Genomic DNA, 24,533 nt, shown 5'->3' on the forward strand with positions numbered 1-24,533 from the left:
GTCGGATCAAAAGCCCCGACAGGCTGGCTTCCTACAATCCGTTCATCATCCGCAGAACATTCAAGGAAGCGAATATGCCCCACTCCAGCCCCGACGCCCTGCAACAACGTTGCCAGCACATTGTGACAAGCCCGGTGTTAACCCCGGAACAAAAACGTCATTTTCTGGCGCTGGAAGCGGAGAACAACCTGCCTTACCCGGCACTTCCTGAGGCCGCACGAGCCGCGCTGGACGAGGGGGTTATCTGCGACATGTTCGAAGGCCATGCGCCTTACAAACCCCGTTACGTTCTGCCGGATTACGCAAAATTTCTGGCTAACGGTTCAGAGTGGCTGGAGCTGGAAGGCGCGAAAGATCTCGACGACGCCCTCTCGCTGTTAACCATCCTCTACCATCATGTTCCGTCCGTCACATCGATGCCGGTCTATCTCGGTCAGCTTGATGCGATATTGACGCCATATGTTAGAATTCTAACACAAGAAGAGGTCGATAGCCGAATAAAACGTTTCTGGCGCTATCTCGACCGTACGCTGCCGGATGCGTTTATGCACGCAAACATCGGGCCTGAAGATACGCCCGTCGCGCGCGCCATTCTGCGTGCCGATGCAGAGCTGAAGCAGGTCGCGCCGAACCTGACCTTTATCTACGATCCCGATATCACCCCGGACGACCTGCTGATTGAGGTGGCAAAAAACATATGTGAATGCAGCAAACCGCATATTTCTAACGGCCCGATTAATGATAAAATTTTCACAAAAGGCCGTTACGGCGTGGTGAGCTGTTACAACTCCCTGCCGCTTGCAGGCGGTGGCAGCACTCTGGTGCGCCTCAACCTCAAAGCCATTGCTGAACGCAGCACATCCATTGAAGACTTCTTCACCCGCACGCTCCCGCACTACTGCCAGCAGCAAATTGCCATCATCGATGCACGCTGCGGTTTCCTGTACGAGCAATCTGGCTTCTTTGAGAATAGCTTCCTGGTCAAAGAGGGGCTGATTGATGCCGATCGGTTTGTGCCCATGTTTGGCATGTACGGCCTGGCGGAAGCGGTGAATACGCTCTGTGAAAAGGAGGGCATTGAAGGCCGTTACGGAAAAGACGAGCAGGCCAACGCGCTGGGCTATCGCATCAGCGAACAGCTTGCGGCGTTCGTTGAAAGCACGCCGGTGAAGCACGGCTGGAAGCACCGCGCGATGCTTCACGCGCAGTCGGGGATCAGCTCCGACTCCGGCACCACGCCGGGCGCGCGCCTGCCTTACGGCGATGAGCCGGATCCTGTCAGCCACCTGCTGGCCGTTGCGCCGCATCACAAACACTATCACTCCGGAATCAGCGATATTCTCACCCTGGACGAGACGGTCAAACGCAATCCGCAGGCGGTGGTTCAGCTTTGCCTGGGCGCGTTCAGGGCCGGTATGCGTGAATTTACCGCCAACGTCGCGGGTAACGATCTGGTTCGCGTGACCGGCTACATGGTTCGCTTGTCGGATCTGGAGAAATACCGGGAAGCGGGATCGCGCACCAATACTACCTGGCTGGGGGAAGAAGCCGCACGCAATACCCGTATTCTGGAACGTCAGCCGCGCGTGGTTAGCCATGAACAGCAGATGCGCTTTAGTTAGTCAGGTCATTCCTTTCTCCTGCGTGGACGGGCCGGGCAGCCGCCTGGCGCTGTTCCTGCAGGGCTGCAACCTGCGCTGCAAAACCTGCCACAACCCGTGGACGATCGGCCGCTGCAACGACTGCGGGGACTGCGTGCCCCACTGCCCGCACGACGCGCTGACGATTCAGGCCGGACGCGTCTGGTGGCAGGAGAGTGACTGCCAGCAGTGCGACACCTGTCTGCACCTGTGCCAGCAGCAGGCAACGCCTATGGCGCACCGCTTCAGCCTGGAAGAGATCCTCACTCATGTCCGCAAATCCTCCCCCTTTATCGAAGGGATCACCGTGAGCGGTGGTGAAGCCACAACGCAATTGCCGTTTTTGATCGCCCTGTTCACCGCGATCAAAGCCGATCCCGCCCTGCGTCACCTCACCTGCCTGCTAGACAGCAACGGTCTGTTAAGCGAAACCGGCTGGCAAAAGCTGCTGCCGGTACTTGATGGCGCAATGCTGGATCTGAAGGCGTGGGGGAACGAGCATCACCGATTCCTGACCGGGCGCGAAAACCCGCAGATTAAGCAGAGCATCCGCTGGCTGGCAGATCGTCACCGTTTGACGGAACTCCGCCTGCTGGTGATTCCGGAGCAGTGTGATTTTCTGGAACACCTCAAACCGCTAACGACCTTTATCCACGGGCTTGGAAATGTACCGGTGCGCATCAACGCGTTTCATGCGCAGGGCGTTTACGGTGAGGCGGCCTCATGGCGCAGCGCCACGCCCGAGGACGTTGAACCGCTGGCGCTGGCGCTGGAAAAACAGAAGATAACGGTGATCCGTCCGGCGCTTTACCTATAGCGTGATGCCAAATACCGAACGGGTATTTTCCAGCAGCGCATCGGCAATCACCTCTTCAGGCTCTTTTCGCAGTTCACACAGGGTGGTAAATACGCGCGCCGCCTGTTCCGGGCGATTCGGCTGGCCCTGAAAACCATTCAGCGGCATATCCGGCGCATCGGTTTCCAGCAGAAGCGCCGACAGCGGCAGCTGTGCCATCACGTCCCGGGTTTTACTGGCGCGCGGATAGGTGATAGTGCCACCGACGCCGATTTTATAGCCCAGCTCAATGAAACGCTGCGCCTGCTGCAGGCTGCCGGAGAAACCGTGCACGACGCCCCTGCGCGGCAGATCGATGCGTTTCAGGTGCATCGCCAGCTTATCGTGCGTGCGTCTTGAGTGAAGGATCACCGGCAGATCGTGGCGCTTCGCCAGTCTGAGCTGCGCGTCGAGGATCGTCTGCTGGCGCTCAAACTGCGGATCCTCGCGATAAAGATCGAGGCCGATCTCACCGATGGCGACAAGTTTGTCTCCTGCGGTTTGCACGACCTCATCAAGACTCTCAATGTGCTCATCAAGATGCCGCTCAATCACAATCGGATGCAGGCCGAGCGCGGCATAGAGCGCGGGGTGCCGCGCGGAAAGATCCAGCACCCGGGAAAAATAGGCCGCTTCCACTGCCGGCACAATAATAGCCTGAACGCCTGCCTCAGCCGCTTTCGCAATGCTTTGCTCTTCATCCCCCGTAAACGGCGGAAAATCAAAGTGGCAGTGGGTATCGACAAAGCGGAGCGTCACGCCAGATCCTCGTTATCCAGTAAAGCGTCATTCGCCTGCGGAATATCCACCAGCGGCGTCGTCAGGGCGTCGTTGGCGACAATCGCAGGCGGCAAAATAATGCGTTTATGGCGATGAAGCGGCGGTTGCTCCGCCAGCATTTTCCCCACCGTCGCCAGGAAGTAACGCCCGCACAGCCGCCCCGTTTTGTAATCCATGCGCAGCGCAGGGACGCGGCTGCCCAGGGCCATACTCAGCAGCGGCTTAGGCGGATAGATTTCAAAAATACGCAGCTTACCCGGCGGTTTTTCAATGAAGCGCTGCATCGCGCCGTAGGTGGTTTCATGCTGCTTCGCGATGTTCACCAGCGGCTGCAGGCTGCTGTCGCCCAACCAGCGCTCCATCCGTTTAAACCACTGCGGCGTGTAATACATTTGCGACGGTACGGTACGGATCACCACAATGGTTTTCGCCCCGCGCCGGGCGGCTTCCTGCACCGGCACAGCGTCACTGATCCCACCGTCCAGATAGCTAATGCCGTCCAGCAGGGCTCCCGTACGATAAAAGCCGGGGATCGCGCTGGAGGCGCGGATGATGTCCAGCCAGTTCTCCTTCTGAGGAGAAAAATAGCCCGGCGAATAGTCATCGCCCCGGCTGGCGCACATCCAGAACTCTTTGCCGCTATCAAACAGACGGGCAGCGGTATCCATGGCCAGCGGCATCTGGCTGGAGGTCGACTCCAGCAGCCAGTCGAGATCGATCAGGTTGCCGCCGCGCACAAAGCGCACCGGATTAAAAAATTCTTTTGCCGTGGTGTAGCGCATGATGACCTTTCGCGCATAGCCAGGCTGGTTACAAACATAGGCAGAGAGGTTCTGCGCCCCGGCAGAGGTGCCGAAGTAAAGGTCAAACGGGTTGAACTGCGCGCGCATAAATTCATCCAGCACGCCGGCGGTGAAAATGCCGCGCTGTCCTCCACCTTCGCAGACCAGCGCGAGTTGTCCTGCGCGAAACGGCTTTAACGTCAGCGGCGCAATATTGCCGAGCGTAACGGGAATTCGTTGCCCCACCTCTGCTTTCCTGTTTTGATTATTTTATAACACCACAGTAACGCACCCGACCTGTTACGCAAATAAGAAAAAGCCAGTCGCAGTGACTGGCTTTATTTTGTTGAAGGAATATTGCGTTTGCTACGGACGTCTACGACCCGTAAACAGGCTGACCAGGAACAGAATAATACCTACAACGAACACAATCTTAGCTGCCCATGCCGCTGTACCTGCCAGTCCACCAAAGCCCAATGCGGCGGCAATTAACGCGATAACCAGAAATATAATGCCCCAACGAAACATAAGCTTCTCCTTTACCATAGTTAATGTCGGCCGCTATACGTGAGCGCTCAGGTCACTCACCGGCGTTTTTCCAGAGTCGTTCTTATTTCGCCCGCAGGTTTTAACCAGACGGGCGAATGGTCCAGATTTACTTCGTTTTCAGATCGTTTTTAACGCTTTTCACACCGTCAATCGCTTTCGCGATGGACTCGGCGCGTTTACTTTGCGCCTGCGAATCTACCGTACCGGAAAGCTGAACCACACCATCGGTGGTTTCCACTTTCACCTTACGGGACGGCACGATGTCATCTGCTAAAAGTTTAGCTTTGATTTCGCTGGTAGTAGCGGCATCACCGGCATAACCTTTCACCGACGCGTTTTTACCGTCACGTACGTGCAGCTTATCGCTGACGGACGCAACGCCTTCAACGCCCTTCGCGACTTTCACCGCCTGTTCGGCCTGAGCCTGGCTTTCCACGAAGCCGCTCAGCGTGACCACTTTCTTGTCGGTCTTAACGGAAATATCGGTACTTTTGATGGATTCATCATCCACCAGTGCGGCTTTCACTTTTGCTGTGATTGAGCTGTCGTCCATGAAGTTGCCGACTTTATTCATAGAGCTATCGATTTTTTGCCCTGCGCTATCGGCCGTGGACTGGGCTTTATCCATTGTGCTGCTTTCCGCCAGAGCGGAACCGCTCACCAGAACGCTACCCAGGGTTACAGCCAGCAGAGTTTTCGAAATCTTCAGTCTTGTCATATTCATCGATCTATTCCTGTGTTTACCCGTTATTCGGGCTACATACTTCCTTAGTAGTTTTATATATTGCGAATAAACACACGGGCAAAATGGATAACCTAAAGTCATGCATTGAACAGTTAATTTATCCACGCCCGGTGTTAAACACTGAGTTAAATATAGATCACTCTCACAGAGCCGCTTTCAGAATTGGGTAAAAAACGCGCGAATAGCGTGAAATTGCGTTGAATTAAGAACATTCCGCAAGGGATTAATAAGACAGGAATTAAAGAAGAGCACGGCGGGAGCCGTGCTCTGAGAGGGGATTAGTGCTCGCGGGTTTTACGGAACTGAACGTCAGGGTAACGTTCCTGCGTCAGGTTCAGGTTCACCATAGTTGGCGCGATATAGGTCAGGTTATCGCCGCCATCCAGCGCCAGCTGAATTTCGTTCTTACGCTTAAATTCTTCGAATTTCTTCACGTCAGAACACTCAACCCAGCGCGCGGTCGCGACGTTCACAGACTCGTAAATCGCTTCCACGTTGTACTCGCTCTTCAGACGCGCGACAACCACGTCGAACTGCAGCACGCCGACCGCGCCAACGATCAGGTCGTTGTTCGCGATTGGGCGGAACACCTGCACGGCGCCCTCTTCGGAGAGCTGAACCAGGCCTTTCAGCAGCTGTTTCTGCTTCAGCGGATCGCGCAGACGGATACGACGGAACAGCTCCGGTGCGAAGTTCGGAATACCGGTGAACTTCATCATTTCACCCTGGGTGAACGTATCGCCGATCTGAATAGTGCCGTGGTTGTGCAGACCGATGATGTCACCCGGATACGCCTCTTCAACGTGCGAACGGTCACCCGCCATAAAGGTCAACGCGTCGGAAATCACCACGTCTTTACCGGTACGCACCTGGCGCAGCTTCATGCCCTTTTCATATTTACCGGACACCACGCGCATAAAGGCCACGCGGTCGCGGTGTTTCGGGTCCATGTTGGCCTGAATTTTGAACACGAAGCCGGTGAATTTTTCTTCCTGCGCTTCCACTTCACGGGTGTCGGTGTTACGCGGCATCGGGCGCGGCGCCCACTCCACCAGACCGTCCAGCATATGGTCAACGCCGAAGTTACCCAGCGCGGTACCGAAGAAGACCGGGGTGATTTCACCGCTCAGGAACAGCTCTTTGTCGAATTCGTGAGACGCGCCTTTGACCAGCTCCAGCTCGTCGCGCAGCTGCGCGGCCAGCTCTTCGCCGACTGCCACGTCCAGCTCAGGGTTATCCAGACCTTTCACCACGCGAACTTCCTGAATGGTGTGGCCTTTACCGGTCTGATACAGGTAGGTTTCGTCTTTATAGAGGTGATACACCCCTTTGAACAGCTTACCGCAGCCAATTGGCCAGGTGATGGGCGCACAGGCGATTTTCAGCTCGCTTTCCACTTCATCCATCACTTCCATCGGGTCACGGATGTCGCGGTCGAGTTTGTTCATGAAAGTGAGGATCGGCGTATCGCGCAGACGGGTGACTTCCATCAGCTTGCGGGTCCTGTCTTCTACACCTTTCGCGGCGTCGATCACCATCAGACAGCAGTCCACCGCCGTCAGGGTACGGTAGGTATCTTCGGAGAAGTCTTCGTGGCCCGGGGTATCCAGCAGGTTCACCAGGCAGTCGTGATACGGGAACTGCATCACGGAGGTGGTAATCGAAATACCACGCTGCTTTTCCATCTCCATCCAGTCGGATTTTGCATGCTGGCTGGAGCCACGGCCCTTCACGGTACCGGCAGTCTGGATCGCCTGTCCGAACAGCAACACCTTCTCAGTGATGGTCGTTTTACCGGCATCCGGGTGCGAGATAATGGCAAAAGTGCGGCGCTTGGCCACCTCTTGCAGATAAGGAGACAACGTCATAATTAAATCTTCTTTTATAAGCGCGGCAGCACGCCACGCATCATGGAATACAAAATTGCGGCTATTTTACCCATCAATGGGGGGCAGGCAATCATTGTTTACACAGGAGTTGCTCCAGTTCGTTCAACGACGTCACGGTCCAGGTCGGCTCGATGCCTTCAGGCTTCACGCGGCCATGCGCGTTGAGCCAGACGGTCGACAGACCTGACTTCATGCCGCCCAGGATATCTGACTCTGCTGTATCACCCACCATCAGGACGCGATCGCGGTCGGGATTTCCGGCCTGCGCCAGCGCGTAGTCGAAAATTCGCGGATCCGGCTTCGGCACGCCAACCTCTTCCGAGATCACCAGCGCGTCGAAATGATCGCGCAGGCCGGTGCGCTCGAGGCGGATCTGCTGCAGGGCGGTAAAACCGTTGGTGATGATCCCCAGTTTCACCTTGCCTTTCAACGCATTCAGCAGGGAAACCGCACCCGGCAGTGGCGCACAGATATCCGCCATCGCGTTCAGGAAGGCATCATTCAGCGTCCCCGGACTGACCTTTAAGCGTTCCGCCCAGACGTCAAAGCGCTGGTGCTGAAGTTGTAACGCCGTGATGGCACCGTTCTGGTAATCCACCCACAGCGGTTTGTTTACCGCCTGATAGTCCTGAAAATCTTCAGCGGTGAAGGTCACGCTATAGTCGAGAAACATCCGCTGCAGGCCGCCGAACGAATCGAACGTAAACAGCGTTTCGTCGGCATCAAAGAAAATCCAGTCCCATTTCATCGTTACAACCTTATATTCGTTATCCAATCGGCAGAGCCATTATGATGGCGTCTTCACGTCCCTCTGCGGTGGGGTAGTAGTTACGGCGGATTGTCGCCTCGTTAAAGCCTAAGCTTTCATAGAGCGCGATGGCGGCGACATTCGACGCGCGCACCTCCAGCCACAGGGTGAAAACGTCACGGGTTTCGAGCTCGCGAATGAGGTGCTCGAGCAGTTCTCTTCCCAGCCCACGGCGCTGAAACGCGGGATCAACCGCAATATTAAACAGCGTCGCTTCATCAAGAACCACCTGCGTGATCGCGAAGGCGGCCATGGTGCCGTCAACGTCCAGACGGAAGTTCAGATACCGTTCGCCCTGATTGCTGGCGAAGGTTTTTTCGCTCCACGGAAACGCGTGGGCGCGTGTTTCAATCGCAAACGCTGTGGTCAGGTCAGGCGTCGTGAGGGAAGAAATCGTGTTCATATTCGCAGATTTGTTGCCATAGCGCGCTGCGCGCTTTTGGGTTGGCTTTCAGTTCGTCCAGCGCTGGCGTGTAGATCTGGCTCCCCTGGAGGGGGATCTCGTTTGTTTCTCCGATACGCCAGCTGTTACAGCGGCTATCAGGAGGAAGCATCGCGACACGCTCTGGCGTCAGCTGTAAAACCTGGTCGGCCGTCATCTTCAGGCTGCGAAGGACATCATCGATCAGGGGTTCATTCAGGGCAGGCAGTTCTTCCGCCACCATCACCAGGCGTACGTGCGCAGGGATGGAAATGGCGATTTCGCCCTGCAACGCCGTCGGGCGACGCAAAGCCCACTGGGTAATGCCCAGCTGCTGCAACTGCCAGTCTCGTCGGGATGTCATAGGGAAAACTCCTGTCTCTCAGGCGCGCAAATATAGCAAATGTGTCGAAAGTGCGCCATCTACCTACTATAATCCCCGCCTGAGTTTATTGAGGAACAATTCATGTCTGCATTTACCCCGGCAAGTGAAGTCTTGCTGCGTCACAGTGATGATTTCGAAGAAAGCCGTATTCTGTTTGCCGGAGATATGCAGGATGACCTGCCTGCGCGTTTCGACTGTGCTGAAAGCCGTGCCCACACCCAATACTACCACCACTGGCAGGTGCTGAGCCCCCAGATGGGCGAGCGCGCGCGCTTTAGCCTGGTGGCGGAGCAGAGCGATATCGCCGACTGCGATACGCTGATCTACTACTGGCCGAAGAACAAGCCGGAAGCCCAGTTCCAGCTGATGAACCTGCTCTCCCTGCTGCCGGTCGGCTGCGATATTTTCATTGTGGGTGAGAACCGCAGCGGCGTGCGTAGCGCTGAACAGATGCTGGAAGGCTACGCGCCGCTGAATAAAGTCGACAGCGCACGCCGCTGTGGTCTGTACCATGGCCGTCTGGAAAAACAGACAACGTTCGATCCACAGGCTTACTGGGACGAGTACCAGCTTGACGGCCTGACCATCAAAACCCTGCCGGGCGTGTTCAGCCGTGACGCGCTGGATACGGGCAGCAAGCTGCTGCTCTCCACCCTGACGCCGCACACCAAAGGCAAAGTGCTGGACGTGGGCTGCGGCGCGGGCGTGCTCTCTACCGTGCTCGCCAGCCATTCACCAAAAGTGCGTTTAACCCTGTGTGACGTGAGCGCCCCGGCGGTAGAAGCCAGCCGCGCAACGCTTGCCGCAAACGGCATTGAAGGCGAGGTGATTGCCAGCAACGTCTTCTCCGACGTCACCGGTCGCTTCGACATGATTATCTCCAACCCGCCGTTCCACGACGGCATGGAGACCAGCCTGGAAGCCGCGCAAACGCTGATCCGTGGCGCAGTCCGTCACCTCAACAGCGGCGGCGAGCTGCGTATTGTCGCGAACGCCTTCCTGGCGTACCCGAAAGTGCTGGACGAAACCTTCGGCTTCCACGAAGTGATCGCGCAGACCGGCCGCTTTAAGGTCTACCGTACCGTCATGACGCGCCAGGCCAAAAAGTAATCTCCACTCCAGCAGGCCGGATAAGCGCAAGCGCCATCCGGCTCCGCATGGCGCCTGCATCGGCCATTTTTGCAGCAATCAAGGCGTCGCGCGCACTTTTCTGTTGACGTAAAGCTGAAAACATCTAGAATGCGCCTCCGTGGTTACGATACTTTTACAGTATCGATGGTATGCGAAGGTGGCGGAATTGGTAGACGCGCTAGCTTCAGGTGTTAGTGTCCTTACGGATGTGGGGGTTCGAGTCCCCCCCCTCGCACCATAAATCACAATGATATTGCTCGCACTGGGCGAAGGTGGCGGAATTGGTAGACGCGCTAGCTTCAGGTGTTAGTGTCCTTACGGATGTGGGGGTTCGAGTCCCCCCCCTCGCACCAACGAGGCGATATCAACAATAGTAAGATGACTGTGCGAAGGTGGCGGAATTGGTAGACGCGCTAGCTTCAGGTGTTAGTGTCCTTAGGATGTGGGGGTTCGAGTCCCCCCCCTCGCACCAATTATCTTACATCCCTTCTGAAGTTCCTCTTGTTTTCCCTGTTATTTCAAACTCATCAGTATCACCAGAATTCCACTGACCAGTGCTACGCATGATGGCAGTAAAACAAAGTGGCGCAGCTGCTTATGCCAGATCATGCCTGACGTGACTAACAGTCCTGACACAATGATCGCTTTCCAGGTATCAAGGGAGAGATCGGCAAACATCAACCCGCCGAGAATGGCTCCCGGTAGCAATACCCCCCAACCACTGCCAAGCGCCCTGTTCAACATGATCTGCCCCCTCATAACGATAATGATAACCAATATCATATGACACACATTATCATTTGTCAGCTGAATGAATCAAAATCCATCGACCTTTACCTTTCCCGTAATGACAGGAATTGCCTAAGGTGATAAATTGCACACCTGTTAACAACATCTAAAGATTTTCTGATAATTACTCTTTGAGTTTTTTGCATGTTTTATTGCGAAACGGCACCTACTTATTTGTTTTAATTAAATTTTAATAAAAACGCACGACTATGACATCACAATCCTGGCGGTCTTTGGTTCACAGAAAATATCAATTGTCGTTACGTTTATTTTTATTTCTGAACGCAACCTCGGCAGTGTTCTCGGTAACAAATCCGCTCAATTCTGTACGCCTGTTATCTGCCCCACTTATTGCTATTTTCTCCATCAGCACCGGCCTGTTCGTCTGGCACTGGAGAAAGCGCGCGCGGAAGATAAATATTCCCGTTGTTTCAGGGATCTTCGGTATTTTGTGGGCCTGGCAAATTGTGTCTAAATTCGCCTTAATTACCCACGACCACGCGACGTATTTGTTAATCGCTCTATTAACGGTACTTTTTATCGGAACGCTGGCATTCGCCAGTAATATCAAAGCATTTACGCTGCACTCATTGCCCACCTTTATTGTCTGCCTGTGGCTAAGCGATCACGATATATGGCTGAGAATGACCTATTCTTTCGCACTTCCTGTGGTGGCAATTGCTATTCATAACATTTTGCAAACGCGTAACGATCGTTTTGCTCAGGAATTGCTCTCACGCCTGTTGGAAGAGCGAGAAACCCTTACCGATCTCAGCATGATGGACCCGCTTACCGGGCTCTATAATCGTCGCGGTCTGCAAAGCCGTCTGGAGAACCTGCCGACGGTAGAAAATGGCGAGCACTTTGTTCTGCTGATGGATATCGACCACTTTAAAGCCTATAACGATCATTATGGCCATATGATGGGCGACCAGGCGCTGAAGCGCGTCTCTGCGGCAATCCGCGACGCCGTGCGTTCTCGCGATATTGTGGCGCGTTTTGGCGGAGAAGAGTTTATGGTGCTGCTGACCAATATTTCTCTCGAACATGCCCGCCAGACGGCCGAGCGGATCCGTCAGAAAGTCTACGATTTGAAAATCCCGCATCTGTTTAACGAGAGTGTCGCGACAAACGTCACCATCAGCATTGGTATTGCCATTTTCGAGGATGAAGACGTGGAAGGCGCGCTGGAAAAAGCAGACAAAGCCCTCTACGAAGCAAAGCATATGGGGCGCAATAACATTCTGTTAAGCGAAGAGCTGCAGACAGCGTAAACATCACGTCGATTTCACCCGGACAAAAGTCTTGCCATTGGTATGAGCAATAGTTAGGATTGGCAATCATTATCATTTAGATTTCTATCTATACTATGGCCACGCATACCGTACACATCGTCGAACCCCTCCTCTGGCGAGCGCCCCTCACCAGCGGGAATGCTTCGCTTGCGGATGCCATACGGGATAAAATTGCGGAAACGCGCGCCCACCTGCTGGACTTTATCCGCCTTGATGAAGCGCACCCGAACCACGCCATGACGCTCTCAGAGTGGCGTCAACCGACAAAACTGCAGTCGCTGCTGGCCACCTATTCCGACCATATCTATCGCAATCAGCCCACTCTTACGCGGGAAAATAAACCACTGCTCTCTCTCTGGGCGCAGTGGTATATCGGGCTGATGGTGCCTCCCCTCATGCTGGCGCTGTTAACCCAGAAGAGCATGCTGGAACTCTCGCCGGATAATTTCCACGTCGAGTTTCACGAAACCGGGCGCGCAGCCTGTTTCTGGATTGATCTGCACGAAGACCAGAACGCGGAACGCCTGACGGCTCAGGAACGTATGGAGCGGCTTATCACTCAGGCCCTGATCCCGGTGGTGGAAGCGCTTGAAGCGACGGGAGAGATTAACGCGAAGCTTATCTGGAGCAATACGGGCTATTTAATCCACTGGTATTTAACGGAAATGAAGCCTCTGCTTGGTGATGAGAACGTTGATGCCCTGCGTCAGTCCTGTTTCTTTGCAAAACAGCTTTCCGATGGCCGCGACAACCCGTTATTCCGTACCGTCGTGCTCCGTGATGGGCTTCTGGTTCGCCGCACCTGCTGCCAGCGCTACCGCCTGCCGGATGTTAAGCAGTGCGGGGATTGCACGCTGAAGTAGTCGGCCCCGGCCTGATGCCCTCACCCACAGGGACAGGGAACAAACACTAAAAACGGCAACCTGAGTTGCCGTTTTGCTTTTAGCTAAGCCACCTGCTGATTGTCCTCTTCCGCGTTACGCTGTGCCTCTTCCGCTTCCTGCTCCAGCAGCTGTTTCTCGTACACTTTGAAGAACGGGAAGTAGATGATTGCCGATACGCAGGCCAGAACCACAACCAGAATAGCCGCGCGGAAATCCCAGCCCAGAGCCCACGCTGCGCCTATTGGCGCCGGTGCCGTCCAGGGGACCACTGAGATGACGCGGCCAATCAGGTCAAACGTCATCGCCGCCCAGGCCAGCACTGCATTTACCATCGGTGCCAGCAGGAACGGAATAAAGAACACCGGGTTCATCACAATTGGCGTACCAAAAATGACGGGTTCGTTGATGTTAAAGAAGCTGGGTACCACGCTCAAACGCCCGATAGAGCGTAAATGCGCTGAACGGCTACGCAGATAGCAAATCACCAGCCCCATCGTGGCGCCCGACCCGCCAATCACGATAAAGAACGTCCAGAACGCCTCCATAAAAATATGCGGCAGAGGCTGGCTGGCGGCCAGCGCGGTCTGGTTAGCGCCCAGGTTAGTCAGCCAGAACATCTGCAGCATCCCGGAGACGATGGCGGCGCCGTGGATCCCGGCAAACCACAGCAGATGGCCAATCAACACGGCCAGCAGGATCGCAGGCAGGGAATCCGCTGCGGAAACCAGAGGTTTAAAGACCGACATAATGGCCTGCGGGATCAGCATGCCGAACTGAGACTGAATGAGCAGGCTCAGAGGATAAAGCGTCAACACCACTACCAGCACCGGGATGAGCAGATCAAAAGAGTTTTTGATCATCGGAGGAACCTGGTCTGGCAGGCGAATACCGATGTTATGCGCCTTGAGGAAACGCATCATCTCAACGCAGTAGATCGCCACCAGAATCGCAGTAAAAATGCCCGTCCCACCCAGGCTATCGACTGGCAGCGTGCCTTTGGTTTTCGGTGCCGCGACCAGCAGAAACGCCATCAGCGACAGCATGGCACACATAAACGGGTCTAACTGGTGCGATTTGACATAGTGTTTGCCAAGGTTGTAGGCAATGGCGGCACAGATATAAATGGACATAATGCCCATCGTCATATCAAACGGCGTCAGGATCTGGCCTTCAAACTGCTTCGCCATATCCAGCCATGCTCGGGCGAAACCCCAGGTGGTATCCGGCGAAAACGGCGGGTATGCGAACACTAACAAAAATGAACCCACAATCATAAATGGCATCGCGGAGATAAACCCATCACGGATAGCCATGACATGGCGCTGGGAAGAGATCCGCCCGGCAATCGGGCTCACGTAATTTTCAACAAAACGGAATATCAGGTTAAACGCAGCATGGTTGGCAGACATGGCAGATCTCCTGTCAGACGTTTGTTACGGGCACATTTGCGCCGCACGTTGTTCCATAAATCACCTTCACAACCTTGCTGGCTTGTGGACCAAGGGTACTGCTCAGACGGAATGGTTTCATAATTTGCTCTTATTATTGGGTACAGGGGACGTTACGTACTCAGTATTAATCGACGCATCACGCTCTGCAACCGGTTACTGTAACCGGTTTCCGTGATTGTGAAGAGGATCCAGAAATTAGCCGTTCGGGATATTTGTTACTGAAGAGATATTTACAGAGCATAAATTCTTATGACAGATTACGCAGGATATTTGTCAGGAGGAAACAATGAGTTTGCAGTCTGTACAGCAGTTTTTTGCCGACAATGCGCCGGATATAGACGTCATTGAACTTAGCCAGAGTACCGCTACCGTTGCGTTGGCTGCTGCCGCCCATCGTGTTGAACCGGGACAAATCGCCAAAACCTTGTCATTAAAGGTGAAAAATGAGGTGATTCTGGTGGTAGCGAAAGGCGATGCGCGCCTGGATAACAAAAAGCTGAAAGACACGTTTGGTGCAAAAGCGCGCATGCTCAGCAGTGATGAGGTGGTGACCATCACCGGTCACCCTGTTGGCGGCGTGTGCCCGTTCGGCCTGGAAAACCCGCTCGCGGTTTACTGCGATATTTCATTAAAACAGTACGCCGAAGTCCTGCCCGCCGCAGGCGCAATTCATAGTGCCGTTCGTATCTCACCTGACAGAATGGCAGAGCTGACGTCCGCAAAATGGGTTGATGTTTGCATCTGATTGATGCGCCAGATCCTTTCTGGCGCGCAACAGGCAGGTTATAAAAAGGTCGGCTTGCTGAGTGCCGAACTTCGCGGTTCTCTTGCAGAAAGGTGGGTGATAATATCCGCCGCATCGAGTAGCCCTACGTCAGAGTTTACCCCCAACTTCACCATCGCATTAAACTTATGCGCCCGGATGGTCTTAATATTGCGTTCAAGCTGTGCCGCGATTTGAGGAATGGAATAGCCGCAAGACATATAACGCAATATTGCCCGTTCCGTTGGGCTTAACATTCTGCTTTGACTCCGGTACCAGTGATTCATCATATTGTCATTGATGCGCAGGGTTTCACTCAGCAATACCATGAGTTCATTCTGCAGGCGCTCAAGCGTCAGCGATTTGCTGACCACACCGTGAAGGCGTGACGGGGAAAGATGACTAATTAATCTTGCTTCCATCTCATCAGCGACCAGGATAATGCGCTGGATATGGCCATGCGTAAACGCAAAATCCCGCAGGTGCGCCAGGCAGCTACGACGCTCTTCTCGCGCATCGGAATATGAATAGATCAGCGAGAAAAAATTGATGTGCTGAAGTGCTTTCTTAAAGCTGTCAAACTCACTAAACAGATGCAGCTGATAATGATTCAGGCCGGGCATCGCAAAAAGATGCTTTAGCCCAACAGCACTCATCGTGCAATTTTCGACGATGGCGATATGTCTTGTTGAATCGGTTTTTTCCATTCCTCGAACTCTCCATAGGCTGACATCAAACTCAGCTCTCGCATTCCCTGTGTACTGTTTATCCAGGCGTACATATCGGCATTACTGCGTAATGACAGCCGTCGCATCGCACTGTTTTTCTGCGCACTGATAGTTTTATTGCTCTTCTTAAGCAATGTGGCGATTTGGTTAATCCCCCATCCTTTACCTAACAGTCGCAATACTTTGCGTTCGGAGTACGTGAGCGCGATAACCTGTTCGTCTTCTTCCCCCGTACTTTGAGGTTCCGGGGTTAGCAACGCCTGGCTTACCCGCTCTGCGCGTTCGCTACCTGCCCGAATAGCGTTAACCAGCCCTTCAATGGGTTCAATATCAGAAAGCAACGTACTTTCCGGGCGCACAAGTAACTCAACGGCAATAGGGTTAAGCGGCCGCGAAACTAAAAAGATCCAGTGAATGTTCCGGTATTGATTCAATAAACTGAAATACTCTTCGAGCGCGCCCCGAGGATTCCAGTATTCGCCTGAAATATCGGCAATGATGACGTCAGCGCGGCGTAGCTGGAGCAGTGTTAACTCCTGCAATGAGCTGCAATAGGTCAATTCAAAATCGGGGAAATGGCGAGTCATCACGCCCCCTAACCCGTTTTGCATGACCGGTATCCGGCTAATGATAACGCAATGCTTACCGTGCAAAGACAACATAGACCCTCCGTGTCCATTCTTCATGTGATGAGTAACGTTAAAATGCATCAACGTATGAGTATTTTTCGTCCCTGAGTGTAAAGCAGGTTAATACAAGCAGAAGATGAGATGTATTCTTAGTTTAAGAAATGCCTAAACAGCAGTAATATCTCACAAAGCGAAATTAATTTTAATTGCAGTGTCATTAAAATAACTACAATATAAAATTAGAATAACTAAATATAAATAACTTATATTTTAATATTAATAATTCACCAAAATGATGAATTAATCCCAACCCCTTCCGCACTTAAGGGCAGCAACTGTTTGCATAAACCTTGATCTGACCCAAAGCAAGAGGCACTGCACTTTGTGCTAAAAATAATCGCTATGGGCCAACCGGCAACTTTCCACCTTCTTCAGGACAATACATGCAGGCAGATCGGTCAACGCAGCGTGCTATCACGCGGCTATGTATTCAGTGCGGTCTTTTTCTGCTCCAGCACGGCGCGGAAAGCGCGCTGGTTGAGGAGCTTTCCACCCGGCTGGGACTGGCGCTGGGTATGGATAGCGTTGAAAGCGCTATTTCATCCAACGCCATCGTACTGACCACGATCAAAGACGGACAGTGCCTGACCTCCACCCGCAAAAACCATGACCGCGGCATTAACATGCACGTCGTAACCGAAGTGCAGCACATCGTCATCCTTGCTGAACATAAGCTTCTCGATCTTCGTGAGATTGAAAAACGGTTCAGCCAAATTAAGCCATTACGTTATCCGCGCTGGCTTGTCGTGGTGATGGTAGGGCTGTCTTGCGCCTGCTTTTGTAAGCTCAATAAAGGTGGCTGGGACGGCGCGATCGTCACCTTTTTTGCCAGCAGTATCGCCATGTATGTTCGCCAGCTGCTGACGCACCGGCAGCTGCATCCGCAAATTAACTTCTGCATTACCGCGTTTGTCGCCACCACGGTTTCCGGCCTGCTGCTGCGCCTGCCGCAGTTTGCCACTACCCCGACGATTGCCATGGCCGCCAGCGTGCTTCTGCTTGTTCCGGGCTTTCCGTTGATCAACGCCGTTGCCGACATGTTTAAAGGACACATCAATACCGGTCTGGCACGCTGGGCTATTGCCAGCCTGCTGACGCTGGCGACCTGCATCGGCGTAGTGATGGCCATGACGCTCTGGGGGTTACGCGGATGGGCGTGATAGATTTTCTGCTGGCGCTGGCACAGGACATGCTTCTGGCCGCCATTCCTGCCGTCGGCTTTGCGATGGTGTTTAACGTTCCGCAACGCGCTCTGCGGTGGTGTGCGCTGCTGGGCGCGATTGGTCATGGCTCGCGAATGGTGATGATGACCGCAGGATTTAACATCGAATGGTCGACATTTATGGCCTCCATGCTGGTTGGCAGTATCGGCATCCAGTGGTCGCGCTGGTATCTGGCGCATCCCAAGGTGTTCACCGTCGCCGCCGTGATCCCGATGTTCCCGGGCATATCTGCGTATACGGCGATGATTTCCGCGGTGAAAATCAGCCATTTTGGCTACACTGAGCCGCAGATGATCCTCCTCCTGAGCAACTTTCTTAAGGCCTCGTCCATCGTCGGCGCGCTCTCCATAGGGCTGTCGATCCCCGGGCTGTGGCTGTACCGCAAACGCCCACGCGTTTGATATTTGTGTTATTTCGCTGCCATGGAGATAATCCTTCAGGTCCGTTTGGTGAAAATAAGGAAAGGATGTGGCTAACCCTGGCAGCGAACACCCCGAGCACAGCGAAGAATCCAGCCTGAAAGAGAAAATTTTTCAGAGCGCCATCGCGCTTTTTGCCGAGTATGGATTGAACGGTGCCCGCATGGAGCAGATCGCGGAGAAAGCGGGTACCACCAAACGCATGGTGGTTTACCATTTTAAGAATAAAGAGAATCTCTATCTCCTGGTTCTGGAACATGTTTACACCCAGATTCGCGCCAGTGAAAAAGCGCTAAGCCTGGCGGGAATGCCCCCCGTCGAAGCGCTGGTCAACCTGGTTGAAGCCACCTTTGACTATCATGCCGACCACCCGGACTACATCCGGATTATCTGCATGGAAAACATGCAGCGCGGCCGCTTTATGCAGCAGTCGAGCTATCTTCGCCAGGTCAACCGTAGCGCGCTCGACCTGCTGGAGAGCATCCTGCACCGGGGCAAAGAAAAGCAGCTCTTCAGCCAGGCGGTTGACGCCCGCGATCTTCACCGCCTGATAAGCAGCTTCAGCTTTCACTACGTAGCCAACAGTTACACCTTTACGCTGCTGTTTGAAGACGGAGCGGATGAACAGGCTCAGCGCCAGCACTACCGCAAAATGGCCGTTCAGGTGGCGCTCCGCTACACCTGCCCATAAAATTGCTTGCAATTAAATCGCACACTACCTATATTCATTTCATGAACGCGAAAACGAACGACGCAACCGCTGCGCTCAAGCTGGATAACCAGCTCTGCTTTGCCCTTTATTCGGCAAATCTGGCGCTTAACAAGCTGTACCGGCAACTGCTGGCACCGCTGAACCTGACTTACCCGCAATATCTGGTAATGCTGGTGCTGTGGGAGCAGGATGACGTCACGGTGTCGGACATCGGCGAACGCCTGTTTCTGGACTCTGCGACCCTGACGCCGCTTTTGAAGCGGCTGGAAAGTGCCGGGTTAATCAACCGTCATCGTTCACGCAAAGACGAACGCCAGGTCGCCGTCACCCTGAGTGAAGCGGGACGTGAACTGCAGCAGCAGGCATTGGGTATTCCCCATGCGGTGGGTTGCGCGGCGCAGTGTGATACCGACACTTTGCTGGCGCTCAAACAGCAGCTCGAACTTTTGCGACAACAGCTACACCGCGCGTAAAGCTATACTTTATGCGTGATTATCACCCATATATATCGCACGCTATTTAATAGCACACATTAAAACAAGATGAGGAACCTGCCATGTCTTTAGAAAAAGTTGTTTATACCGCCAAAGCAAAAGCAACCGGTGGCCGTGACGGTCGCGCGACATCTTCCGATGGCGTACTGGACGTAAAACTGGGCGTGCCAAAAGAGATGGGCGGCATGGGCGGAGAAGTAACTAACCCTGAGCAGCTGTTTGCTGCGGGCTACTCTGCCTGCTTCCTGGGCGCGATGAAGTTCGTGGCCGCACGCGACAAATTCACCCTGCCAAAAGATGCCTTTATTGAAGGCGAAGTGGGTATTGGACCGCTGCCAACCGGTTTTGGTATCGAGGCAAAACTGAACATCCACGTTGAGGGTATGGATCCCGCGGAAGCTAAAAAGCTGGTCGATGCGGCGCACATTGTTTGCCCGTACTCTAACGCGACCCGCGGCAACATCGACGTGACCCTGAATATCATCGCGTGATAAATGCCTGATGGTGCTGCGCTTATCAGGTCTATGACTGTAGCCCCGGTAAGCGCAGCGCCACCGGGGAAATCCCCTCCTTCCCTTTCCTCTCTCTGTGCTACCATAAGCCCATATCACGCCCGTAGTAATCAGTAGAGTAAGCGTTATGTCCTCCAGAATTCTGACCACCAGCATTGCTGGCATTGATGCCTTTATGCGCGACCCACGCGGTGTGTTGACCCATGCCGAAGGCGGCACGGTTGCGGTTTTTGCCGACAACGAGCCGGCGTTCTACGCAATCACGCCGGAACGCCTGGCGCAGCTTCTGGAGATTGAAGCGCAGCTGTCACGCCCGGCGAGCGATATCACGCTGGACAACCAGTTCTTTGATGAACCGGTTAACGTCCCCTTGACCGTTCCGATGGGAAAATTTGCCCTGTACGCGGGCTGGCAGCCGGATGCGGATTTTCAGCGGCAGGCCGCGCTGTGGGGCATTGCGCTAACCCAGCCGGCCACCGCGGAAGAGCTCGCCGCGTTTACCGCCTGGTGGCAGGCGGAAGGGAAAGTCTTCACCCATATTCAATGGCAGCAAAAGCTCGCGCGTCATCTTCAAATTACCCGCGCCGGCAACAACGGCCAGCCCAAACGCGATATCAACGCGTTTTCCGAACCGGATAAACAGATCCCCAGCGGATTCCGAGGTGCGAAATGAAGAACGTCGGCGACCTGATGAAACGTCTGCAAAAAATGATGCCTGCCAACGTGAAGCCCGCGTTTACCACGGGTGAAGAGCTTCTGGCGTGGCAAAAAGAGCAAGGTGAGATCCGCGCCGCCGCGCTCGCCCGGGAAAACCGGGCGATGAAAATGCAGCGCACCTTTAACCGCTCCGGTATACGTCCCCTGCACCAGAACTGCTCGTTCGATAACTATAAAATCGAGACCAGCGGGCAGATGAACGCCCTTGCCGCCGCCCGTCAGTACGTGGATGAATTCGACGGCAATATCGCCAGCTTCATCTTTAGCGGCAAGCCGGGCACAGGAAAAAACCACCTTGCAGCCGCTATCTGCAACGAGCTGCTTCTGCGGGGTAAATCGGTTCTTATCATCACCGTGGCCGATATCATGTCCGCGATGAAAGATACCTTCAGCAACCGCGAAACCAGCGAAGAGCAATTGCTCAACGATCTGAGCAATGTCGATTTACTGGTCATCGACGAGATTGGCGTTCAGACAGAATCCCGCTATGAAAAAGTGATCATCAACCAGATTGTCGACCGCCGCTCCTCGTCCAAGCGCCCCACCGGCATGCTGACGAACCACAATATCGACGAGATGACCCGCTTACTGGGTGAACGCGTCATGGACCGCATGAAGCTGGGTAATAGTCTTTATGTCATCTTCGACTGGGAAAGTTACCGCAGCCGCGTTACCGGCAAAGAGTATTAAGACAGTTCCAGGAATCGCCGCCAGGGCATAGGTATATACTGGAACCCCTTCGGCCCAAAACGGACCTTTTTGAGAGAGCCATGATGAAAAAACAGATTCTAATCAGCACTTTTTTAGGCGCGCTGCTGGTGACCGGCGCAGCGCAAGCGGCGTCCTGGCAGGAGTCCTTGTCAAGCGCGGCAAATGAGCTGACCAAAGAGAGCAGCAGCTCTCAGGGTGGACTCTCCGCCTCTTCCCTCACCAGCCTGCTGGGCAGCAGCTCTCAGAGCCTCAGCGCGGGCACGATGAACAACGCGGCGGGGATTCTGGAATATTGCGCAAAGCAAAAGCTGGCCTCCGTAACCGACGCGCAAAACGTGAAAAACCAGGTGCTGGGTAAACTGGGTCTGGATACTCAGGAGCAGAAAGCGGACACCAACTATATGGACGGCATTCAGGGCCTGCTTAACGCGCAAAACGGGCAGCAGCTAAACCTGAGCACCCTCGGCAACTCTTCTCTGGCAAAACAGGTGAAAACCAAAGCCTGCGATCTGGTGCTGAAACAAGGCGTTAATTTCATCTCCTGATCCACCCCATTTTATGCCACAACACGCCGCGTTTAATGCGATAGTCTTGCAACGCGGCGCTAAACGAGCGTTTTTCCTGGTTGCCACCGTCTCAGCGTCCGTTTGTCAGGATGCGACCTTCTTCATAAAAACGATTTTCTAAACCAAATCCTAACAACAGCACACTTTCGTGACACTAAAATTGCAGCTTAACGACATCGCAATTACATTGTATGACCCAAAAAATAAACAGTTAGCCAGCGAAGCACCTGGCGTCATGAGGATATGCTGTTGTCAGAATTCATGTCTCTTATCCTTTTTCTGGCTTCTGTCGGCGTTTACGCCTGGAAAGCCGGCCGTCACACCTGGTGGTTTATCGCCACGCTGGTAGTACTCGGCGTTTTTATTATTTTAAACATTACCTTATACGCCAGCGACTATTTTACCGGTGACGGTATTAACGATGCGGTGCTCTACACGCTGACGAACAGCCTGACGGGCGCGGGCGTGGGCAAATACATTCTTCCGGGGCTAGGCCTTATCGCCGCTCTGGTGACGATTTTTGGCGCGCTGGCCTGGGTGCTGCGCCGACGTCGCCATCACCCGCACCATCATGGCTATAGCCTGCTGGCGTTGTTCCTGGCTCTGGCCTCCGTCGACGCCAGCCCGGCGTTCCATCAGATCACCGAGCTGGTGAAATCCCAGTCGCGCGACGGCGATCCGGATTTCGCGGCCTACTACAAAGAACCGTCGAAAACGATCGCCAGCCCGAAGCTCAATCTGGTCTACATCTACGGTGAAAGCCTGGAACGCACGTACTTTGATAACGATGCTTTCCCGAATCTGACGCCGGACCTGGGCGCGCTGAAAAATGAAGGTCTCGATTTCAGCCACACCATGCAACTGCCCGGCACGGATTATACGATTGCCGGTATGGTTGCCTCCCAGTGCGGTATCCCGCTGTTCGCGCCTTTTGAAGGTAACGCCTCAGCCTCAATGTCGACGTTCTTCCCACAGAATATTTGCCTCGGCGATATCCTGAAAAACTCCGGCTACGAAAACTATTTTGTGCAGGGGGCAAACCTGCGCTTTGCCGGAAAAGACGTGTTCCTGAAATCCCACGGTTTTGACCACCTGTATGGCTCAGAAGAGTTAAAAACGACGGTTGCCGATCCGAGCTACCGTAACGACTGGGGCTTCTATGACGATACGGTACTCGACGAAACCTGGAAGAAATTCGAGGAGCTTTCCCGCGCGGGCAAGCGTTTCTCCCTCTTTGCGCTGACGGTGGATACCCATCATCCGGACGGGTTCGTCTCGCGCAGCTGCAAACGCAAAAGCTACGACGTGGACGGCAAAAACAACAAGTCCTTCAGCGCCGTCACCTGCAGTCAGGAGCACATTGCCGCGCTGGTCGAGAAAATCAAAGCCTCGCCCTGGTTTAAAAACACCGTCATCGTCGTTTCGTCTGACCATCTGGCGATGAAAAACAGCGCCTGGGATCGGCTCAACAAGCAGGATCGCAGCAACCTGTTCTTTGTCCTGCGCGGCGACCAGCCGCAGCAGGAGGTAATTGCCACCAAACGCAACTCCATGGATAACGGCGCAACCGTGCTGGACATTCTGGGCGGCGACAACTTTATTGGCCTGGGCCGCAGCACGCTGTCGGGGCAATCCCTGTCGGAAGTGTTCCTCAACATGAAGGATAAAATCCTCGCCTGGAAGCCAGACATTATCCGCCTGTGGAACTTCCCGAAAGAGATGAAGGACTTCACCGTCGATCGGGATAAAAACACGATTGCCTTCTCGGGCAGCAGCTTCCGTCTGCCGCTGCTGGTGCGCGTGTCGGAAGGGCGCGTTGAGCCGCTGCCGGAAAGCGAATATTCCGCGCCGCTGCGCTATCAGCTGGCCGATTTTGCTCCGCGCGATAATTTCGTCTGGGTCGACCGGTGCTACAAAATGGGCCAGCTCTGGTCGCAGCCGCTGGCGCTTTCTACCGACTGGTGCGTCTCTCAGGGTCAGCTTGGCGGAGAGCAAACCGTGCAGCACGTGGATAAAGCCCAGTGGAAAGGCAAAACCGCGTTCAACGATACGGTGATTGATACCGCGCGCTATCAGCACAACATCGACATGCTAAAAGTCAGCGATAACGATATTCGCTACAAAGCGGACAGCTTTATCTTTAACGTGGCCGGCGCACCCGAGGAAGTGAAGCAGTTTAGCGGCATCTCGCGTCCTGAGTCCTGGGGACGCTGGTCAAACGCGCAGCTGGGCAACGAGGTGAAAATTGAGTACGCCCACCCGCTGCCGGAACAGTTCGACCTGGTGATCACCGCCAGAGCGTATGGCCCTAACGCTAACAAGCCCGTACCCGTGCGCGTAGGCGATCGGGAGCAGACACTGACGCTAGGGAACGACGTGAGCACGCACACGCTGCATTTTGAGAATCCTTCGCGCAGCAATACCCTGGTGATCGTGCCGCCGGACCCGCAGTCCACGAACGAGGGGAATATCCTTGGGCACTCACCGCGCGAGCTCGGGATCGGCATGGTTGAAATCAAAATCGTCAGCAAAGCGGGTTAACACGCGTCGCGCCCGGCGTGCTGCCGGGCGCTTATGAAAATAAATAATCCTATATAATGCTTATAAATTAGATA

The 24,533-nt window shown here is 54.2% G+C and carries 27 protein-coding genes and 3 tRNA genes; 18 read left to right on the top strand and 12 right to left on the bottom strand.

From position 1 onward, the window contains the following. Positions 1-74 precede the first annotated feature (74 nt). Both AC1VYI_RS21400 and AC1VYI_RS21405 read left to right on the top strand, forming a co-directional pair. Positions 75-1,622 carry a YjjI family glycine radical enzyme gene (locus AC1VYI_RS21400; protein ID WP_134866829.1) on the top strand — a complete coding sequence of 516 codons (1,548 nt, stop codon included), beginning with the start codon at positions 75-77 and terminating at the stop codon, positions 1,620-1,622. Beyond that, a complete protein-coding gene (locus tag AC1VYI_RS21405) occupies positions 1,597-2,457 on the top strand; it encodes a YjjW family glycine radical enzyme activase (RefSeq protein ID WP_134866830.1) in 861 nt (286 codons plus the stop codon). The genes AC1VYI_RS21400 and AC1VYI_RS21405 overlap by 26 nt, the downstream gene beginning before the upstream one ends. Here AC1VYI_RS21405 and AC1VYI_RS21410 read toward each other — a convergent pair. From AC1VYI_RS21410 to AC1VYI_RS21445, 8 genes are all read right to left on the bottom strand, one after another. After that, a complete protein-coding gene (locus AC1VYI_RS21410) occupies positions 2,452-3,234 on the bottom strand; it encodes a TatD family hydrolase (RefSeq protein ID WP_045355077.1) in 783 nt (260 codons plus the stop codon). The two genes, AC1VYI_RS21405 and AC1VYI_RS21410, sit on opposite strands and share 6 nt — an antisense overlap. Continuing rightward, the gene (locus AC1VYI_RS21415) at positions 3,231-4,283 is read right to left on the bottom strand and encodes a patatin-like phospholipase family protein (RefSeq protein ID WP_023310316.1); all 1,053 of its coding nucleotides are present in this window, start codon (positions 4,281-4,283) and stop codon (positions 3,231-3,233) included. The genes AC1VYI_RS21410 and AC1VYI_RS21415 overlap by 4 nt, the downstream gene beginning before the upstream one ends. A 120-nt stretch (positions 4,284-4,403) precedes the next feature. Beyond that, a complete protein-coding gene (locus AC1VYI_RS21420) occupies positions 4,404-4,565 on the bottom strand; it encodes a DUF1328 domain-containing protein (RefSeq protein ID WP_003856556.1) in 162 nt (53 codons plus the stop codon). A 127-nt stretch (positions 4,566-4,692) separates the two neighbouring features. Beyond that, complete coding sequence (osmY, locus tag AC1VYI_RS21425; protein ID WP_482882725.1) at positions 4,693-5,310, bottom strand: molecular chaperone OsmY; 618 nt, start codon at positions 5,308-5,310, stop codon at positions 4,693-4,695. 299 nt (positions 5,311-5,609) lie between these two features. Continuing rightward, positions 5,610-7,199 (bottom strand): peptide chain release factor 3, encoded by a 1,590-nt coding sequence (gene prfC / locus AC1VYI_RS21430; protein WP_023310314.1) that lies wholly within the window; start codon positions 7,197-7,199, stop codon positions 5,610-5,612. 91 nt (positions 7,200-7,290) lie between these two features. Then, positions 7,291-7,968 carry a pyrimidine 5'-nucleotidase gene (yjjG, locus tag AC1VYI_RS21435; protein WP_023310313.1) on the bottom strand — a complete coding sequence of 226 codons (678 nt, stop codon included), beginning with the start codon at positions 7,966-7,968 and terminating at the stop codon, positions 7,291-7,293. 19 nt (positions 7,969-7,987) lie between these two features. Further along, a complete protein-coding gene (rimI, locus tag AC1VYI_RS21440) occupies positions 7,988-8,431 on the bottom strand; it encodes a ribosomal protein S18-alanine N-acetyltransferase (RefSeq protein WP_047742882.1) in 444 nt (147 codons plus the stop codon). Further along, positions 8,400-8,813, bottom strand: coding sequence for a DNA polymerase III subunit psi (locus tag AC1VYI_RS21445; protein ID WP_134866831.1), 414 nt, complete (start codon positions 8,811-8,813; stop codon positions 8,400-8,402). Before AC1VYI_RS21445 ends, rimI begins: the two co-directional genes overlap by 32 nt. Before the next feature lie 102 nt (positions 8,814-8,915). Here AC1VYI_RS21445 and rsmC point away from each other — a divergent pair, with 102 nt between their 5' ends. The 4 genes from rsmC to AC1VYI_RS21465 all read left to right on the top strand — a co-directional run bounded on the left by rsmC (position 8,916) and on the right by AC1VYI_RS21465 (position 10,437). Beyond that, a complete protein-coding gene (rsmC, locus tag AC1VYI_RS21450; protein ID WP_134866832.1) occupies positions 8,916-9,944 on the top strand; it encodes a 16S rRNA (guanine(1207)-N(2))-methyltransferase RsmC in 1,029 nt (342 codons plus the stop codon). A gap of 172 nt (positions 9,945-10,116) precedes the next feature. Further along, positions 10,117-10,203: transfer RNA gene (locus AC1VYI_RS21455), tRNA-Leu, on the top strand. A 28-nt stretch (positions 10,204-10,231) separates the two neighbouring features. Beyond that, positions 10,232-10,318: transfer RNA gene (locus AC1VYI_RS21460), tRNA-Leu, on the top strand. 33 nt (positions 10,319-10,351) lie between these two features. Then, positions 10,352-10,437 (top strand) — tRNA-Leu (locus AC1VYI_RS21465). Between the two features lie 41 nt (positions 10,438-10,478). Here AC1VYI_RS21465 and AC1VYI_RS21470 read toward each other — a convergent pair. Continuing rightward, entirely contained in the window at positions 10,479-10,748 is a 270-nt protein-coding gene (locus tag AC1VYI_RS21470) for a DUF1435 domain-containing protein (RefSeq protein ID WP_032668059.1), read from the bottom strand. 215 nt (positions 10,749-10,963) lie between these two features. On the opposite strand from AC1VYI_RS21470, the gene AC1VYI_RS21475 reads away from it, so the two are divergent. Together AC1VYI_RS21475 and fhuF are read left to right on the top strand one after the other, a co-directional pair. Beyond that, on the top strand, positions 10,964-12,028 hold the full coding sequence (locus AC1VYI_RS21475) for a GGDEF domain-containing protein (protein ID WP_029740020.1): 1,065 nt from the start codon (positions 10,964-10,966) through the stop codon (positions 12,026-12,028). Positions 12,029-12,123: 95 nt separating this feature from the next. Beyond that, positions 12,124-12,912 (top strand): siderophore-iron reductase FhuF, encoded by a 789-nt coding sequence (fhuF, locus tag AC1VYI_RS21480; protein ID WP_045355069.1) that lies wholly within the window; start codon positions 12,124-12,126, stop codon positions 12,910-12,912. 83 nt (positions 12,913-12,995) lie between these two features. Here fhuF and AC1VYI_RS21485 read toward each other — a convergent pair whose 3' ends face one another. Then, positions 12,996-14,342 (bottom strand): PTS sugar transporter subunit IIC, encoded by a 1,347-nt coding sequence (locus AC1VYI_RS21485; RefSeq protein ID WP_023310306.1) that lies wholly within the window; start codon positions 14,340-14,342, stop codon positions 12,996-12,998. 328 nt (positions 14,343-14,670) lie between these two features. Between AC1VYI_RS21485 and AC1VYI_RS21490 the strand changes: the two genes are divergently transcribed. Further along, positions 14,671-15,129 carry a YbaK/EbsC family protein gene (locus tag AC1VYI_RS21490; protein WP_008502085.1) on the top strand — a complete coding sequence of 153 codons (459 nt, stop codon included), beginning with the start codon at positions 14,671-14,673 and terminating at the stop codon, positions 15,127-15,129. Positions 15,130-15,167: 38 nt separating this feature from the next. On the opposite strand, the gene bglJ is transcribed toward AC1VYI_RS21490, so the two are convergent. After that, positions 15,168-15,803, bottom strand: coding sequence for a DNA-binding transcriptional activator BglJ (bglJ, locus tag AC1VYI_RS21495; RefSeq protein ID WP_063409131.1), 636 nt, complete (start codon positions 15,801-15,803; stop codon positions 15,168-15,170). Beyond that, positions 15,800-16,537, bottom strand: coding sequence for a helix-turn-helix transcriptional regulator (locus AC1VYI_RS21500; protein ID WP_134866833.1), 738 nt, complete (start codon positions 16,535-16,537; stop codon positions 15,800-15,802). The genes bglJ and AC1VYI_RS21500 overlap by 4 nt, the downstream gene beginning before the upstream one ends. Before the next feature lie 410 nt (positions 16,538-16,947). Here AC1VYI_RS21500 and AC1VYI_RS21505 point away from each other — a divergent pair, with 410 nt between their 5' ends. The 9 genes from AC1VYI_RS21505 to opgB all read left to right on the top strand — a co-directional run bounded on the left by AC1VYI_RS21505 (position 16,948) and on the right by opgB (position 24,459). Further along, positions 16,948-17,724: a threonine/serine exporter family protein gene (locus AC1VYI_RS21505; protein WP_023310303.1), complete on the top strand. Its 777-nt coding sequence runs from the start codon at positions 16,948-16,950 to the stop codon at positions 17,722-17,724. After that, a complete protein-coding gene (locus AC1VYI_RS21510; RefSeq protein ID WP_023310302.1) occupies positions 17,715-18,188 on the top strand; it encodes a threonine/serine exporter in 474 nt (157 codons plus the stop codon). Before AC1VYI_RS21505 ends, AC1VYI_RS21510 begins: the two co-directional genes overlap by 10 nt. A gap of 67 nt (positions 18,189-18,255) precedes the next feature. Then, complete coding sequence (locus AC1VYI_RS21515) at positions 18,256-18,897, top strand: TetR/AcrR family transcriptional regulator (RefSeq protein WP_134866834.1); 642 nt, start codon at positions 18,256-18,258, stop codon at positions 18,895-18,897. Positions 18,898-18,938: 41 nt separating this feature from the next. Further along, positions 18,939-19,391: a MarR family winged helix-turn-helix transcriptional regulator gene (locus AC1VYI_RS21520; RefSeq protein ID WP_023310300.1), complete on the top strand. Its 453-nt coding sequence runs from the start codon at positions 18,939-18,941 to the stop codon at positions 19,389-19,391. Positions 19,392-19,474: 83 nt separating this feature from the next. Continuing rightward, positions 19,475-19,903, top strand: coding sequence for an organic hydroperoxide resistance protein (locus AC1VYI_RS21525; protein WP_023310299.1), 429 nt, complete (start codon positions 19,475-19,477; stop codon positions 19,901-19,903). 148 nt (positions 19,904-20,051) lie between these two features. Beyond that, entirely contained in the window at positions 20,052-20,597 is a 546-nt protein-coding gene (gene dnaT / locus AC1VYI_RS21530; protein WP_134866835.1) for a primosomal protein DnaT, read from the top strand. Then, the gene (gene dnaC, locus AC1VYI_RS21535) at positions 20,594-21,331 is read left to right on the top strand and encodes a replicative helicase loader DnaC (RefSeq protein WP_023310297.1); all 738 of its coding nucleotides are present in this window, start codon (positions 20,594-20,596) and stop codon (positions 21,329-21,331) included. Before dnaT ends, dnaC begins: the two co-directional genes overlap by 4 nt. 83 nt (positions 21,332-21,414) lie before the next feature. Further along, complete coding sequence (locus tag AC1VYI_RS21540; protein ID WP_072263112.1) at positions 21,415-21,897, top strand: YjjA family protein; 483 nt, start codon at positions 21,415-21,417, stop codon at positions 21,895-21,897. A gap of 270 nt (positions 21,898-22,167) precedes the next feature. Continuing rightward, positions 22,168-24,459, top strand: a complete 2,292-nt coding sequence (gene opgB / locus AC1VYI_RS21545) for a phosphatidylglycerol--membrane-oligosaccharide glycerophosphotransferase (RefSeq protein WP_134866836.1) — start codon at positions 22,168-22,170, stop codon at positions 24,457-24,459. Positions 24,460-24,533: the final 74 nt, after the last annotated feature.

It is taken from the genome of Enterobacter sp. QK-SA4 (genome assembly GCF_056856775.1).

Coding starts and splice junctions, on each gene's coding strand:
- AC1VYI_RS21400 (WP_134866829.1), top strand. CDS start 75: ATGCCCCACTCCAGCCCCGACGCCCTGCAACAACGTTGCCAGCACATT.
- AC1VYI_RS21405 (WP_134866830.1), top strand. CDS start 1,597: ATGAACAGCAGATGCGCTTTAGTTAGTCAGGTCATTCCTTTCTCCTGC.
- AC1VYI_RS21420 (WP_003856556.1), bottom strand. CDS start 4,565: ATGTTTCGTTGGGGCATTATATTTCTGGTTATCGCGTTAATTGCCGCC.
- osmY (WP_482882725.1), bottom strand. CDS start 5,310: ATGAATATGACAAGACTGAAGATTTCGAAAACTCTGCTGGCTGTAACC.
- prfC (WP_023310314.1), bottom strand. CDS start 7,199: ATGACGTTGTCTCCTTATCTGCAAGAGGTGGCCAAGCGCCGCACTTTT.
- yjjG (WP_023310313.1), bottom strand. CDS start 7,968: ATGAAATGGGACTGGATTTTCTTTGATGCCGACGAAACGCTGTTTACG.
- rimI (WP_047742882.1), bottom strand. CDS start 8,431: ATGAACACGATTTCTTCCCTCACGACGCCTGACCTGACCACAGCGTTT.
- AC1VYI_RS21445 (WP_134866831.1), bottom strand. CDS start 8,813: ATGACATCCCGACGAGACTGGCAGTTGCAGCAGCTGGGCATTACCCAG.
- rsmC (WP_134866832.1), top strand. CDS start 8,916: ATGTCTGCATTTACCCCGGCAAGTGAAGTCTTGCTGCGTCACAGTGAT.
- AC1VYI_RS21470 (WP_032668059.1), bottom strand. CDS start 10,748: ATGATATTGGTTATCATTATCGTTATGAGGGGGCAGATCATGTTGAAC.
- AC1VYI_RS21475 (WP_029740020.1), top strand. CDS start 10,964: ATGACATCACAATCCTGGCGGTCTTTGGTTCACAGAAAATATCAATTG.
- fhuF (WP_045355069.1), top strand. CDS start 12,124: ATGGCCACGCATACCGTACACATCGTCGAACCCCTCCTCTGGCGAGCG.
- AC1VYI_RS21485 (WP_023310306.1), bottom strand. CDS start 14,342: ATGTCTGCCAACCATGCTGCGTTTAACCTGATATTCCGTTTTGTTGAA.
- AC1VYI_RS21490 (WP_008502085.1), top strand. CDS start 14,671: ATGAGTTTGCAGTCTGTACAGCAGTTTTTTGCCGACAATGCGCCGGAT.
- bglJ (WP_063409131.1), bottom strand. CDS start 15,803: ATGAGTGCTGTTGGGCTAAAGCATCTTTTTGCGATGCCCGGCCTGAAT.
- AC1VYI_RS21500 (WP_134866833.1), bottom strand. CDS start 16,537: ATGTTGTCTTTGCACGGTAAGCATTGCGTTATCATTAGCCGGATACCG.
- AC1VYI_RS21505 (WP_023310303.1), top strand. CDS start 16,948: ATGCAGGCAGATCGGTCAACGCAGCGTGCTATCACGCGGCTATGTATT.
- AC1VYI_RS21510 (WP_023310302.1), top strand. CDS start 17,715: ATGGGCGTGATAGATTTTCTGCTGGCGCTGGCACAGGACATGCTTCTG.
- AC1VYI_RS21520 (WP_023310300.1), top strand. CDS start 18,939: ATGAACGCGAAAACGAACGACGCAACCGCTGCGCTCAAGCTGGATAAC.
- AC1VYI_RS21525 (WP_023310299.1), top strand. CDS start 19,475: ATGTCTTTAGAAAAAGTTGTTTATACCGCCAAAGCAAAAGCAACCGGT.
- dnaT (WP_134866835.1), top strand. CDS start 20,052: ATGTCCTCCAGAATTCTGACCACCAGCATTGCTGGCATTGATGCCTTT.
- dnaC (WP_023310297.1), top strand. CDS start 20,594: ATGAAGAACGTCGGCGACCTGATGAAACGTCTGCAAAAAATGATGCCT.
- AC1VYI_RS21540 (WP_072263112.1), top strand. CDS start 21,415: ATGAAAAAACAGATTCTAATCAGCACTTTTTTAGGCGCGCTGCTGGTG.